This window comes from Microbulbifer sp. ABM4_008 (genome assembly GCF_056311705.1).
This window is the reverse complement of record NZ_CM149970.1, coordinates 4678323-4692627: the sequence shown is the minus strand read 5'-3', so window position 1 is coordinate 4692627 and position 14305 is coordinate 4678323. Positions and strand designations below refer to the sequence as shown.

At 52.0% G+C, this 14305-nt stretch carries 9 protein-coding genes; 8 read left to right on the top strand and 1 reads right to left on the bottom strand.

All coding sequences use genetic code 11. From position 1 onward, the window contains the following. Nucleotides 1-44: 44 nt before the first annotated feature. Nucleotides 45-2705 carry a penicillin-binding protein 1A gene (locus tag ACYX4J_RS20335; RefSeq protein WP_444892583.1) on the bottom strand — a complete coding sequence of 887 codons (2661 nt, stop codon included), beginning with the start codon at nt 2703-2705 and terminating at the stop codon, nt 45-47. Between the two features lie 148 nt (nt 2706-2853). Between ACYX4J_RS20335 and ACYX4J_RS20330 the strand changes: the two genes are divergently transcribed. From ACYX4J_RS20330 to gltB, 8 genes are all read left to right on the top strand, one after another. Next, nucleotides 2854-3930, top strand: a complete 1077-nt coding sequence (locus ACYX4J_RS20330; protein WP_476177428.1) for a pilus assembly protein PilM — start codon at nt 2854-2856, stop codon at nt 3928-3930. A 1-nt stretch (nt 3931) separates the two neighbouring features. Beyond that, nucleotides 3932-4504, top strand: coding sequence for a PilN domain-containing protein (locus ACYX4J_RS20325; RefSeq protein WP_476177427.1), 573 nt, complete (start codon nt 3932-3934; stop codon nt 4502-4504). A gap of 15 nt (nt 4505-4519) precedes the next feature. Beyond that, nucleotides 4520-5140 carry a type IV pilus inner membrane component PilO gene (locus ACYX4J_RS20320; RefSeq protein ID WP_476177426.1) on the top strand — a complete coding sequence of 207 codons (621 nt, stop codon included), beginning with the start codon at nt 4520-4522 and terminating at the stop codon, nt 5138-5140. Further along, on the top strand, nt 5137-5667 hold the full coding sequence (locus tag ACYX4J_RS20315; protein ID WP_476177425.1) for a pilus assembly protein PilP: 531 nt from the start codon (nt 5137-5139) through the stop codon (nt 5665-5667). The genes ACYX4J_RS20320 and ACYX4J_RS20315 overlap by 4 nt, the downstream gene beginning before the upstream one ends. A gap of 26 nt (nt 5668-5693) precedes the next feature. Continuing rightward, nucleotides 5694-7832, top strand: coding sequence for a type IV pilus secretin PilQ (locus tag ACYX4J_RS20310; protein ID WP_476178673.1), 2139 nt, complete (start codon nt 5694-5696; stop codon nt 7830-7832). Further along, entirely contained in the window at nt 7832-8353 is a 522-nt protein-coding gene (aroK, locus tag ACYX4J_RS20305) for a shikimate kinase AroK (protein ID WP_413665828.1), read from the top strand. Before ACYX4J_RS20310 ends, aroK begins: the two co-directional genes overlap by 1 nt. Before the next feature lie 67 nt (nt 8354-8420). Beyond that, complete coding sequence (gene aroB / locus ACYX4J_RS20300) at nt 8421-9506, top strand: 3-dehydroquinate synthase (protein WP_476177424.1); 1086 nt, start codon at nt 8421-8423, stop codon at nt 9504-9506. Between the two features lie 343 nt (nt 9507-9849). After that, nucleotides 9850-14298 carry a glutamate synthase large subunit gene (gltB, locus tag ACYX4J_RS20295; RefSeq protein ID WP_476177423.1) on the top strand — a complete coding sequence of 1483 codons (4449 nt, stop codon included), beginning with the start codon at nt 9850-9852 and terminating at the stop codon, nt 14296-14298. Nucleotides 14299-14305 lie beyond the last annotated feature (7 nt).

Genomic DNA, 14305 nt, shown 5'->3' with positions numbered 1-14305 from the left:
CCAAAAAAGGGGCCTGAGGCCCCTTTTTTGATTGGGCTGTTCGCTTAGAACAGCTCTTCCGGTAAAGAATCCTCCCGGCCATCCTGGCTGGGCATATCCATATCTTCATCGGTGTAGCGATTGCGATATGGGTTATACACTTCGCGGCCGGGCACCCGGTTGGTCCTGAATATCTCAAACATGCCCCCGTAAGAGGTGCGCAAGCCATTTTGAGGGTTGATGCGTACCGTAACTATGCCATCTGGTTGAGCCAGGTGGCGCTCGGGAAGACCTTCGAGGGCACTGCTCATAAAATCGATCCAGATAGGTAGAGCGGCCGAGCCACCGTATTCATTTTTACCCAGTTCGCCATAGGAATCGAAGCCAACCCAGGCACTGGTAGCCAGGTAGGGGCTGTAACCTGAGAACCACGCATCCCGTGGACCATTGGTGGTACCGGTCTTTCCGGCAATATCACCGCGTTTCATCGCCAGAGCGCGGCGCCCGGTACCCTTTTTGATAACATCTTTAAGCATCGAATCCATTATGTATGCCGTCTCTGCGGACATGGCTCGCGGAGCGCGAGGACGCGCTTGGCTCTTGCTCGGGTCGAGGGGGCCAACGGGCAGTACGTGTAGTTCCGCTGGCTCTTCACCTTGATCGACCCCTTGTCCTTCCAGCTGTAATTCCGCGAGATCGACGGGTTCAGCGGACAGAGTTTCAGAGCCTGTGCCCGGCTCAGGACAGTTATCGCATACAGTGAGAGGCAGTGCCTGATACAGGACTTCGCCATTAACATCCAATACCCGGTCAACCAGGTAGGGCTCCACTCGGTAGCCACCATTGGCGAAGGCGGCATAGCCGCGCACCATCTCCAGGGGCGTGAGAGCGGAGCTACCCAGAGCAATGGTCAGGTTGCGGGCGAGCTTGCTGCGCTCAAACCCAAAGCCTTCGACAAAGCCCAGGGCGTAGTCCAGTCCTAGGGATTGCAGCAACCGGATTGAGACCATATTGCGGGACTTGTACAACGCCATACGCAGGCGGGTTGGGCCGAGGAAGGTCCCCCCGTCATTTTCAGGCCGCCATACATCTTGCAGGTTGGTTTCCTCAAAGATAATCGGGGCATCATTGATAATGCTGGCCGCTGTATATCCGCGCTCGATCGCCGAGGCGTAAATAAAGGGCTTGAAACTGGAGCCGGGTTGCCGGGCGGCCTGAGTGGCCCGATTGAAATGGCTCTGGCGGAAGTCGTAACCACCGACAAGGGCGCGGATAGCCCCATCTTCGGGCTCAATAGATACCAGGGCGCCCTGTGCTTCCGGGACCTGGGCTAGAACCCACTCTTCAGTCACCTGGGGTTCAGCAGGCTTGGTATCACCGCTCTCGGGATCCGCAAACGGATCGGCCTGAAGGGGCTCATCTACAGCGGTGGCGATCATCTCGCTACTGGAGTTGCTCTCTTTCTTTTCCTTAACGACCTTGCGTAATCGAATAACATCTCCGGGAGCAAACATTTTTTCAGCGGACTGAAGGCGTGCGCCCCGGGCGCTCTCAGAAATATAGGGCCTGATAGAACTGAGTCCATTGCTCCAAGGCAATTCAATTACGCGCCGATCTCTCAGTTGAACCTGAAGTTTCTTGGGTTCTACTGCGGTGACAACGCCGGGTTCCAAACCGCCGAGAATCGGAATCTCGTTGAGTAAATCGATAAGTTGGTCGCTATCTTGCAGCAATTCCGGTGCAAGACGCTGTTCTGGGCCGCGATAGCCGTGGCGCGCATCATAGGTTTCCAGACCGTGCTGAAGCGCATTGCGAGCCGACTCCTGCAGGCGACTGTCTACCGTTGTTATGACCTGGTAGCCGTCGGTATAAGCGTTGTCGCCAAAGAGGTCTACTGCCTCCTTCCGTGCCATCTCGGCGATATAGGGTGCATCCAGGTCGAGATCGCGGCTGTGATAGCTGGCTGTTACCGGCGCAGTAATAGACTGGTTATATTGATCCTGGTTGATATAGCCAAGGTCGAGCATCCGCATCAGGATCCAGTTGCGGCGTACCAGGGCTCGGGAGGGGTTCGCGAGAGGGTTGAAGGTTGATGGCGCTTTGGGGAGTCCCGCCATCATAGCCCACTGGGCCAGATTCAGATCCTTGATATCTTTGCCGTAATAGACCTGAGCTGCAGCCTGGAAACCGTAGGCGCGGTTTCCGAGGAAGATCTTATTGATGTATAGGGCGAGGATCTCGTCCTTGGTCAGCTCTTGCTCAATTTGCAGTGATAGCAAAATTTCATTGAACTTGCGCACAAAACGCTGTTCCCGGCTGAGAAAGAAGTTGCGCGCCACCTGCATTGTCAGTGTACTACCACCAGACTGGATAGAACCGGTCTTAATCAGCTGCGAGGCGGCCCGCATCAAACCTTTGATGGAGACACCATTGTGGGAGTAAAAGCTGGCATCCTCAGCGGCAAGTATCGCTTTGATAAAGGGTTCTGGCGTTTGCTCGATCGTGATAGGGTTGCGCCGCTTTTCACCGAACTCACCGATCAGTTTCATATCCCGTGAGTAGACCCTAAGAGGGGTCTGTAAGCGGATATCGCGGAGGCTCTCCACTGAGGGCAACCCCGGTTTGAGGTAGAGGTAGATACTGGCTAGGGCCATTGCTGTAGCGGCCACACCGGCAAGGCCGAGCCAAAGCAGTGCGAGCAGACGATTGCGGGCTTTTACGGTCATGAAACTGCTTCTGTGTACTTCATCAAAGTGATTAGGTGAATAATTATACGAATATTGTGCGCTATTACCTATGCAAATGCAGGTTGAAGCGTTAATTTAAAGTGCTATAACATCAAACCCTCATAACCCACGGAAAAGATAAGAAAAAATGGGAATTTTCCCTTTTCTGAGCAAAGGCCCCAAGGCCATGTTGGGACTCGATATTAGCTCTACTGCGGTCAAGTTGCTGGAGCTAAGTCGCAACGGCGACAAATATCGTGTCGAAAGTTACGCCGTGGAACCTCTCCCACCCAATGCCGTAGTTGATAAGAATATCAATGATGTGGGGGCGACGGCTGAGGCTATCCGCAAAGTTGTGCGACGCTCCAAAACCCGCCTGCGGGACGCTGCCGTTGCCGTGTCTGGATCAGCGGTGATCACCAAGACGCTCGAAATGCCAGCGGACCTTACTGACGAGGCATTGGAAGCCCAGATCGCAATCGAGGCTGACCAGTATATTCCCTATCCGCTTGAAGAAGTCAGCCTGGACTTTGAGGTGCAGGGGCCCTCTGAAAAGGGGGATGGGCAAGTGGAAGTCCTGCTTGCAGCCTGCCGAACGGAGAATATTGAGCAGCGGATTTCTGCACTCGGAGAAGCAGATCTTGTGCCCGGTATCGTTGATGTAGAAGCGTACGCTGTAGAGAGAGCTTACTCACTGTTAACAGGCCAACTACCCCCACAAGAGCAATTGGTCGTCGCTGTTATCGATATTGGTGCGACAATGAGTGCTCTGTCCGTTCTTGTAGATGGCAAGACGGTGTACACACGTGAACAGCTTTTTGGGGGGCGTCAGCTCACCGATGAAATCCAGCGCCGCTATGGCCTTTCCGCTGAAGAGGCCGGTTTAGCTAAGCGTCAGGGCGGGAGTGGATTGCCAGATGACTATTTTGCTGAAGTTCTGGAACCCTTCCGGGATGCTGTTGTGCAACAGGTAACCCGATCACTGCAATTCTTCTACTCCTCCACATCCTACAGTGATGTTGATTTTATCCTGCTCGGTGGCGGGGTTGCCGCTATGGAAGGAATCGGTGATTTGATTGGCGAAAAGTTGGGTAGGCCCACTCTAACTGCGAATCCATTTTTACGGATGAGTGTTTCCTCAAAGGTAAATCAGCAGGCTCTAGCTAGTGAAGCTCCATCCTTGATGATCGCCACTGGTTTGGCTATGAGGGAAAAGGACTACTGAGATGGCAAAAATAAACCTCCTTCCCTGGCGCCAGGAGTATCGTGCACAAAAACAAAAAGAATTCCAGCAATTGGCTCTGGTAGTCTTTGTTGCTGCAGCGCTAGCGGCGTTTTTGTGGATGAAAACGGTTGATCAACAGGTTATTAGTCAAAGCGAAAAAAACCAGATCCTTCAAGTTAAAATCAATGAGCTTGACGTTCAGGTGCGGGAAATAAAAGACCTAAAAAAGCGTCGCCAAGAGCTCATTGACCGCATGCGTGTTATTCAAGAGTTACAAGGTAACCGTCCTCTGGCGGTGCGTTATTTTGATGAAATAGTACAGGCAACTCCTGAAGGATTATGGCTGAATGAAGTGAAAAGGGAAGGCGATCAGCTAGACCTGTTTGGAGTGGCCGAGTCTAATAACCGCGTTTCTTCTTTTATGCGAAATCTGGATCAGTCAGATTGGTATGAGGCCCCCCAATTAACAGGTGTAACAGCAACCCCCCAGTACGGAGAACAAGCCAGTGAGTTTCAGCTTACTGTGAAGGTCAGTGGGCGCAACCAAGAAGATGATGAAGAAAGCGCGAAATAGTAAAGGATTTCAGTCATGTCACTGGCAGATACTGTAAGACAGCTCAACGAGCTCGATATCAATGATATCGATTTATCCCGGATAGGTGTTTGGCCCTTATCTGGGCGAATAGCTGTGCTCATACTTATTGCGGCACTAATTATTGGCGCTGGCTATTATTTTCAGATTAAAGATATTTACTCCAGGCTTGATTTAGCACAAAAACAAGAAAACGAACTTTTTATCCAATTCGAAGCAAAGCAGTTTGAGGCTGCGAACCTTCAGGCTTATCGGGATCAGTTAGCTGAGATGGAAGAAACTTTTGGCACCTTGTTGAAGCAACTGCCAAAAGACACTGAAGTACCGGGCTTACTTGATGATATCGACGAATACGGCCGGGGAAGTGGCCTCATCATTAATAAGGTTGATTTGGAGCAAGAGCGTATAGGTGAATTTTATGTAGAGCTACCTATCCGAATAGAAGTTCAAGGTGGCTATCATGAGTTTGGATCATTCGTCAGTGGAATTGCGGGTATGCCTAGGATTGTAACGCTCCATGACTTTGAAATCTCTACTGAGCGTGACGATGGGGGGGTGCTTAATATGACCATTAATGCAAAAACCTACCGATATAAGGATCAGAGTGAAGAGGGATGATTAAATACCTGCCTTTTTTGTTTGCTCTGGGTTTCCTGTCCGGTTGCGATTTGAACGACGATCATAGTGATTTACGTAAAAGGATGGCTGAAATTGAGCGTAAGCCGAAAGGACAAATAGAGCCTATCCCAACTTTTACACCTTATAGTCCTTATGTATACACTGCCGCTGCGAGACGCAGTCCCTTCACTCGCCCAGTATTGGAGTCAGAGCAGCGAATAGTTGGGCGAAAATTAGATATTGCTCCAGACATGACTAGACAGCGTGAAATACTGGAAGGGATTAATATAGATCTCTTATCGATGGTAGGAAGCTTGGCTCGCGATGGTCAGATTTGGGCACTGATTAATGATGGTGCAGGTGGGATTCACCGAATTACTGTGGGCAATTACCTGGGTAAAAATCATGGCCGTGTCGTGAATGCAACAAGCACCCAGCTAGATATTCTTGAAATTATACCGGATGGTACCGGTGGCTGGATTGAAAGGCCTCGGGCACTGGCGTTGGAAGAGAGGGACAACGGATAATGAACAATAAATGGTTCGCCTTTTTTATGGCTCGGTTCCAACTGTTGCTACTTGGTCTATTACTGCTTCCTGTAAATTCCAGTGCCCAGGTAAACCAGCTAAATGATATACAGTTTGCCGAGTTGCCCGGCAGTCGAGTACAGCTGCGTTTAACTTTCAGTGATGTACCTCCAGAGCCTACTGGATACACGATAGAGCAACCGGCCAGAATTGTTTTGGACTTTGCTGGTGTAGAAAGCGTGCTGCCACAGAAAAAATATTCCTTAGGTATTGGCACAGCCAGAAGTGCTGTGATCGTTTCTAGTGAAGACCGTACACGCCTTATTGTAAATCTTGATCAGCTTCCTGTTTACTCCAGTGAGCGGCAAGGCAACCAATTGGTGATGGAAATAGGCTCTGAGTCTTCTGATAGCGCCTCTCCAGCTCTAAATACTGTCGAGCACGATGGGGGTTTAAATCTTGGTGGTGAAAAGCAATTTCAGACTTCTGGAAACATTGCAGTAAATAATGTGGATTTTCGCCGAGGAGATGAAGGCGAGGGTAAGGTCATTGTTAGCCTAACTGACCCAGCAGTGAACATCGATGTTGAGCGTACCAATGGTAAAATATATTTAACTTTTCTTGGGGCTGAATTACCTGAAGCGTTGCGCCAAAGGCTGGATGTCACTGATTTCGCAACACCGGTAAATAATATCACTGTGGATTATGATGGACGTAATACTGTTATTGCTGTAGATCCAAGTGATGTTGAATATGATTACTTGGCTTATCAAGCAGATACCGAGTATGTACTAAGTGTTAAGCCCTTATCAGCACAAGAGATTCGTGAGAAAGAGAAAGAATTTCAATTCAATGGGAAGAAATTATCGCTGAATTTCCAGGATATTGAAGTCCGATCTGTTTTACAGGTGATTGCTGACTTTACTGATCTTAATTTGGTGGCAAGTGATACCGTACAAGGTCGAATAACATTGCGCCTTGATGGAGTTCCGTGGGACCAGGCTTTGGCCCTTATTTTAAAGGCGAAAGGGCTGGATAAGCGCCAAGAAGGCAGTGTAATTATGGTTGCGCCAGCAGCCGAGATTGCAGAAAGAGAGCGGCAGGAACTTGAAACTCGTAAGCAGTTGGAAGAATTGGCTCCTTTGCGTACAGAGTTTATTAGTGTTCGTTACGCAGATGCTGGCGAGCTTTTTAACCTTTTTTCTGGGCAAGGGGGAGCGGATGGAATTGCTGGAGGTAGTGGCGGCACGGCTAATCAGCAGATGAGCATCCTTTCTCCTCGCGGCAGCGCTATTGTTGATGAGAGAACTAACACCATTATTCTTACTGATACAGAAGACAAGATTGCTCAGTTTAGGGAATTAATAGAAGTTATTGATATTCCAATTCGCCAAGTGATGATCGAGGCGCGAATTGTTACGGCTAACAGCGATTTCCAGCGTGAGCTTGGTGTGCAATGGGATTTTGTTGACGGTACAGAGATCAATGACAGTACCTATGGTGTTGGCTCAGGTGATGTTTCTCTAGATGATGGCACTGCTCTTGGTAATCTAACCGGGGATTTTGATCCACTTCTGGTTGACCTTGGGGTCAGTAACCCTGCGGGTAGCCTCGCTTACGCTATTTTAAAAGATGATTTTTACCTGAGCCTTGAGTTGTCAGCACTTGAGGATGTGGGGATAGCTGAAATTGTTTCACAACCAAAAGTTGTTACCGGCGATAAACAGGAAGCTATGATCCAATCGGGTATTGAAATCCCCTACCAAGAGGCGACCTCTTCGGGGGCTACCTCTATTACATTCCGAGAAGCAGTTTTGGAGTTGAATGTAACCCCTCAGATCACTCCAGATAACAATATTATTATGTCTCTGAATATTGAGCAGAATAGTGTTGGTGAGTATGTCACTGTGGGGGGCGGCCAAGTCCCTTCTATTAACGTAAATACACTGGAAACTAAGGTTCTGGTTCGTAATGGTGAGACAATCGTTCTAGGCGGTGTTTTTGAAAGCAGTGTACTTGAGGGGGAAACAAAAATTCCCCTTCTAGGGGACATTCCATATATTGGCAACCTATTCAAAAAGACTATACGCACGGACGATAAACGTGAGATCCTGATGTTTATCACACCGCGTATTCTTGAAGATGAGGCTTTTTACTCTAAGTGATCACCCGCTCTATTTTCCTGGTCGGCCCCATGGGGGCCGGCAAGTCTACTATCGGCAGGTTGTTGGCAGCTCAATTGCAGCTGCCTTTTGCCGATACCGACAAAGTGCTCGAAGAGCGCACTGGTGCGGATATTCCCTGGATTTTTGATGTGGAAGGCGAAGCGGGATTTCGCCGTCGTGAGACTGAAATATTGGAAGAGCTCTGCCAGGGTGAGTGCCAGGTTATTGGTACCGGTGGCGGAATAGTTTTGCTCGAGGAGAATCGACGCCAGCTACAAAAATATGGCCATGTAGTTTATTTGCAGGCCAATATCGATCAGCTTCTGGAGCGCACTTCAAAGAATACCAATCGCCCGTTGCTTCGTGTACCCAACCCCCGTCAGCGTATTGCGGAAATTTTGCAGGAACGCGAGCCTCTGTATCGTGAGGTTGCAGATATTATTTGCGACACCAATGACCTCTCCCCCAAACAAGCATCCCTCCTGGTCGCAGAACACTTAGGCAGCCTGCTGTCCGATTAGTCCCAAGCGTCTGTGCTAAAGTGCGTCTCACTTCTGTTGAGATAAGCACTAGGGGATTGAGAGCAGTATGCAAAGCCTTAACGTAGAACTCGGCGAGCGTAGTTATCCGATAATTATTGGTTCAGGTTTGCTCGGTGACCCGCAATATATCCTCCCTTACATTAAAGGCCGGCAAGTTTGCATTGTTACCAATGAAACTATTGCTCCTCTTTATTTGGCGACATTATTGGAAGGGCTAAAAGGGCTCGATAAAGTGGATGTTGTCGAGCTCCCCGATGGTGAAGCTTTCAAATCACTCGACACAGTGAATCGAATTTTTGATGTGCTGTTGGAAAAGCGTCACAACCGCACTACGACACTAATCGCGTTGGGCGGTGGTGTCGTTGGAGATATGTGCGGTTTTGCTGCAGCCTGTTATCAGCGCGGGGTTAACTTTATCCAGGTACCGACTACCCTGCTGTCTTTGGTTGACTCCTCTGTTGGGGGAAAGACCGGCGTTAACCATCCCCTTGGTAAAAATATGATTGGCGCCTTCCACCAGCCCCGCCTTGTCCTTGCGGATACCGGTACCCTTGCCACATTGCCTGCACGTGAATTTTCAGCAGGCCTCGCCGAGGTCATTAAATACGGATTGATCTGTGACAGCCCATTCTTCGAATGGATCGAGGAGAATTTACAAAAGTTATTAACGAGGGAGCCCGCAGCACTGGCTTACGCTATTGAGCGCTGTTGCGCCGACAAGGCGGATGTTGTTGCCAGTGATGAGCGCGAGAGTGGTCGTAGGGCGATACTGAATCTTGGCCATACCTTCGGCCACGCTATTGAGGCAGTCCAGGGGTATGGCAGTTGGTTACATGGTGAGGCCGTTGCCGCCGGCATGGTTATGGCGCTGGAGTTATCCAGGTTGCGCGGAGATATCAATGCAGAGCTGGTGGAGCGGTTGCGAGCGATGCTAGAGGCGGCTGATTTGCCGCAGCAGGCACCGCAGGGCATGACAACCGATGAATTCCTCCAAGTAATGCAGGTGGATAAGAAGGTGCTGGACGGAAAATTGCGTTTGGTGCTGCTAAAGGCACTGGGAGAAGCAATTATTGTCGATGATACCCCCAGAAAAATGATTATAAATGCACTGAAAAACTGTGGTGCTGAGTGATAACCCTGCTCTTATTGTCTTAAAAATAGGACTGAGTACCAGAAAGGGTAGCTGCTAGAAGATAAGTTTGGTTTTGTTTGATTTGACAGACTAATACACTGCTAAAAGTTGAAAATGTAGTGTTGGGCAAGTAATATTGCGCCCCCCCGAAAGGAAAGGCGGGGCAAAAAACCGCCAATAACAACAAAAAAAGCCCCAGCAGAGGGCTTTTTTTATCTCGGGATTTTTTTCCAAGGGACCGCAGGAGAGCGTAGCGCGAAGCTTAAAGTGACATTCGCCCATAACAGGCACTTATTTTTTTTAAGCGCCAGTGGTCCCCCAATCGATAGCGACGAGGAATTCTATGGGTAGCAGTCTGTATCAGTTGGATGAGTTTAAGGACAACTGCGGTTTTGGTCTGATCGCTCATTTGCACGGTGTGGCAAGTCACAAGTTAGTGCAGACGGCCATTGAATCCCTCACTTGCATGACCCACCGGGGTGGTATTGCCGCCGATGGTAAAACCGGTGATGGTTGCGGTCTTTTGCTGCAAAAGCCGGATGCTTTCCTCCGCGCAGAAGCCAAGACCCTGTTTGGTGCTGAGCTGACAGCATCCTACGCAGTGGGATCAATCATGCTCCCACTGGATCAAGCCGAAGCCGATAAAGCCCGCAAAATTCTCGAAACTGAGTTGCAAGCTCAGGGCCTAAAGACCGTCGGCTGGCGCACCGTACCGACTAACCCGGAATGCCTGGGCCCTATTGCCCGGGATTGCCTGCCACACTTTGAGCAGTTGCTGATCAACAATGCAGACGAGCCCCTCGGCGAGGCGAAATTCAATGCCCGTCTCTATGTGGCCCGTCGCAAAGCCGAGTTGCGCTTAAGTAGCGAAGTCTATATTGCCAGCCTTTCAACCAGTGTCCTCTCCTACAAAGGCCTGATGATTCCGGCTGATCTGCCCAAGTTTTTCCCAGAACTGGCCGACCCGCGCCTGGAAACCGCGATCTGTGTTTTCCACCAGCGCTTCTCTACCAACACCATGCCCCGCTGGCCCCTGGCTCAGCCATTCCGCTTGCTGGCGCACAATGGTGAGATCAACACTATTACCGGCAACCGTAACTGGTCTGTTGCTCGCACCAGTAAATTTGCCACTGACCTGATTCCAGAGCTGAATGAGCTGGTGCCCCTGGTTAACCGTGAGGGTTCCGACTCCTCCAGCCTGGACAACATGCTGGAGATGCTGTTGGCGGGCGGCATGGAGCTGCACCGGGCCGTGCGCATGCTAGTGCCGCCGGCCTGGCAAAATGTTGAAGGAATGGATGCAGACCTGCGAGCCTTTTACGAATATATCTCCATGCATATGGAGCCCTGGGATGGGCCGGCTGGATTGGTGATGACGGATGGCCGCTATGCGGTATGTACCCTGGACCGCAACGGCTTGCGCCCCTCGCGCTGGGTGATTACCAAGGATGACCTGATCACTGTGGCCTCCGAAGTGGGCGTGTATGATTACGCCCCTGAAGATGTTGTGGCTAAGGGCCGCCTCGGACCGGGGCAGATGCTGTCGGTGGACACCCAGGAGGGTAAGCTCTACCACACCGCTGACATCGATAATATGCTCAAGCGGGCACAGCCCTATAAGCGTTGGCTCAAGGATAAAGCGCGCCGTATCCGCTCTACTCTGGTTACCGCGCCGGTGGATAACAACTTCTCCCACCAGCAATTCAAGGTTTACCAAAAACTGTTCAGCTCCTCCCTGGAAGAGCGCGATAAAGTCGTCCGGCCTATGGCTGAGGCGGGCCAGGAAGCGGTCGGTTCAATGGGCGATGATACGCCGATGGCGGTTTTGTCCCGCTACAATCGCTCGCTCTACGACTACTTCCGCCAGCAGTTTGCCCAGGTAACCAACCCGCCAATTGACCCCCTGCGGGAAACCGTGGTGATGTCTCTGGAGACCTGCCTGGGTCGAGAGAAATCCGTGTTTGAGGAAACCCCCGAGCACGCGGATCGGGTGATCCTGTCTTCGCCAGTACTTTCCCATATGAAGTACACGGCACTGTTATCACTTGATCGCCCGGGCTTCGAAGCGGAGATCTTCGACCTGAACTACGATCCCGCTGAACAGGATCTCAAGTCGGCGATTGAACAGCTCTGCGTCAAAGTTGAGGCCTCAGTGAGGGCGGGGGCTGTGATTGTAGTGCTGTCCGATCGCGATATTCGCGAGGGGCACCTGCCCATCGATGCTTTGCTGGCGACAGGCGCGGTGCACCACCACCTGGTACATGCGGGCTTGCGCTGTGATTCCAATGTTGTGGTGGATACCGCCAGCGCCCGCGATGCACATCAGTTGGCCTGTTTGGTCGGCGTCGGTGCCACTGCAGTACACCCGTATTTCTCCTACAGCATTATCAATCACCTGATCGATACCGGTGAATTGCTGCTGGATGCCGCTGAGGCGCAGAAAAATTACCGTAACGGCATTATCAAGGGCCTGTTAAAGATCCTGTCCAAGATGGGCATTTCCACCGTTGCCTCTTATCGCGGCGCACTGCTATTCGAGCTGGTGGGTATTTCCAAGGATGTGGTGGACCTGTGTTTCCCCGGAGCGCCCACTCGCATTGAAGGTGCCGGCTTCCCTGAGCTGCAAGCCGATATGGCGGCCCGCTCTGAAATTGCCTGGAAAGCCCGCAAACCGGTTTCCCCCGGCGGTCTGCACAAGTTTGTTTACGGCCAGGAGTATCACGCTTTTAACCCGGATGTGGTGACTACCCTGCGGCGCGCTGCCAGCACCGGTGATTATGCCGCGTGGCGGGACTATGCGGAGCTGGTTAACCAGCGCCCCGTGGCGACATTGCGGGATATGCTGGACTTCAAGGAGAACATCGAACCGGTAGCTCTGGAAGATGTGGAGCCGGCAGAGCAGATTTTGCGTCGCTTTGATACGGCGGCCATGTCACTGGGGGCCCTGTCCCCCGAAGCCCATGAGTCTTTGGCCCAAGCGATGAATCGCCTGGGTGGGCGTTCAAACAGTGGCGAGGGCGGTGAAGATCCAGCCCGTTTTGGCACTGATAAAGTCTCCAAGATTAAGCAAATTGCCTCCGGTCGTTTTGGCGTAACACCGCACTACCTGGTAAATGCCGAGGTATTGCAAATTAAGGTAGCCCAGGGCGCCAAGCCCGGTGAAGGCGGTCAGCTGCCCGGTGGCAAGGTCAACGAACTGATCGCGCGGCTGCGCTATTCGGTGCCCGGTGTGACCCTGATTTCCCCGCCGCCGCATCACGATATCTATTCCATCGAAGACTTGGCGCAGCTGATCTACGACCTCAAACAGGTCAATCCCGATGCCTTGGTCTCGGTAAAACTGGTATCGCGGCCCGGGGTTGGCACCATTGCTGCGGGTGTTGCCAAAGCCTATGCGGATTTGATCACCATCTCCGGCTACGACGGCGGCACAGCAGCCAGCCCAATTACCTCGATTCGCTATGCCGGGTCGCCCTGGGAGCTGGGATTGGCGGAAACCCACCAGACCCTGCGTGCCAATGATCTGCGCGGCAAGGTTCGGGTACAAACCGATGGGGGGCTGAAAACCGGCCTCGATGTGATCAAGGCGGCAATTCTCGGTGCAGAGAGCTTCGGCTTTGGAACTGCACCCATGGTGGCGATCGGCTGTAAGTATCTGCGCATCTGTCATCTGAATAACTGTGCCACCGGTATCGCCACCCAGAAGAAGGACCTGCGTGACGAGCACTATATCGGCACCGCAGAAATGGCGATGAACTTCTTCCGTTTTGTCGCCGAGGAGACCCGCGAGTGGATGGCCAAGCTCGGGGTGCGCAGCCTGGAAGAGTTGGTGGGGCGTGTGGACTTGCTGCGCGTACTGGATGGCGAAACTGACAAACAGAAAAAGCTGGATCTCGCGCCTCTATTACATACGGATGAGCTGTTGGACAGCAAGCCGCAAACCTGTCAGTCCGCGACGAATGATCCGTGGGATAAGGGCGAACTGGCGGAGCGGATGGTGGCGGATATCCTGCCTACCATCGAAGGCTTTAAAGGTGGCGAGTTCAGCTACGACGTGACCAACTGTGACCGATCCTTAGGTGCGCGTCTGTCTGGTGAGATCGCCAAGCGCTACGGTAACCAGGGCATGGTTGAAGCTCCGGTGAAACTGCGCCTCAAAGGGGTCGCCGGCCAGTCATTCGGCGTGTGGAATGCCGGTGGTCTGGAAATGTACCTGGATGGCGATGCCAACGACTATGTGGGTAAAGGTATGGCTGGCGGCAAGCTGGTTATACGACCGCCGCAAGGTAGCTCGTTCGCCTCCCAGGAAACCAGTATTGTCGGCAATACCTGTCTCTACGGCGCCACGGGTGGCAAGTTATTTGCGGCGGGCTGTGCCGGTGAGCGCTTCGCTGTGCGCAACTCCGGTGCCTTTGCGGTAGTCGAAGGGGCGGGAGATCACTGCTGTGAATATATGACCGGGGGTATGGTCGCGGTTCTCGGGCGCACCGGATTTAACTTCGGCGCCGGTATGACCGGTGGCTTCGCCTATGTCCTGGATATGGAGCGGGATTTCTTTGATCGCTGCAACCATGAGTTGATCGAGCTGCGCCGAATCAGCAGCGAAATTCTCGAGCCACACCAGAGTCACCTGCGCGAAGTTATCGAAGAGTATGCGGCGGAGACCCAGAGCACCTGGGGCGCCGAGTTATTGGATAACTTCGATGATTACTTGAGCCGTTTCTGGCTGGTTAAACCAAAGGCGGCGAGCCTTGCAGATCTTCTTTCCGACGTGCGCAAGCGCGGCGAATAAAGGCGGG

Bases quoted from the DNA above. Each gene is read 5' to 3' on its own strand.
- ACYX4J_RS20335 (WP_444892583.1), bottom strand. From the start codon at position 2,705: ATGACCGTAAAAGCCCGCAATCGTCTGCTCGCACTGCTTTGGCTCGGC.
- ACYX4J_RS20330 (WP_476177428.1), top strand. From the start codon at position 2,854: ATGGGAATTTTCCCTTTTCTGAGCAAAGGCCCCAAGGCCATGTTGGGA.
- ACYX4J_RS20325 (WP_476177427.1), top strand. From the start codon at position 3,932: ATGGCAAAAATAAACCTCCTTCCCTGGCGCCAGGAGTATCGTGCACAA.
- ACYX4J_RS20320 (WP_476177426.1), top strand. From the start codon at position 4,520: ATGTCACTGGCAGATACTGTAAGACAGCTCAACGAGCTCGATATCAAT.
- ACYX4J_RS20315 (WP_476177425.1), top strand. From the start codon at position 5,137: ATGATTAAATACCTGCCTTTTTTGTTTGCTCTGGGTTTCCTGTCCGGT.
- ACYX4J_RS20310 (WP_476178673.1), top strand. From the start codon at position 5,694: ATGGCTCGGTTCCAACTGTTGCTACTTGGTCTATTACTGCTTCCTGTA.
- aroB (WP_476177424.1), top strand. From the start codon at position 8,421: ATGCAAAGCCTTAACGTAGAACTCGGCGAGCGTAGTTATCCGATAATT.
- gltB (WP_476177423.1), top strand. From the start codon at position 9,850: ATGGGTAGCAGTCTGTATCAGTTGGATGAGTTTAAGGACAACTGCGGT.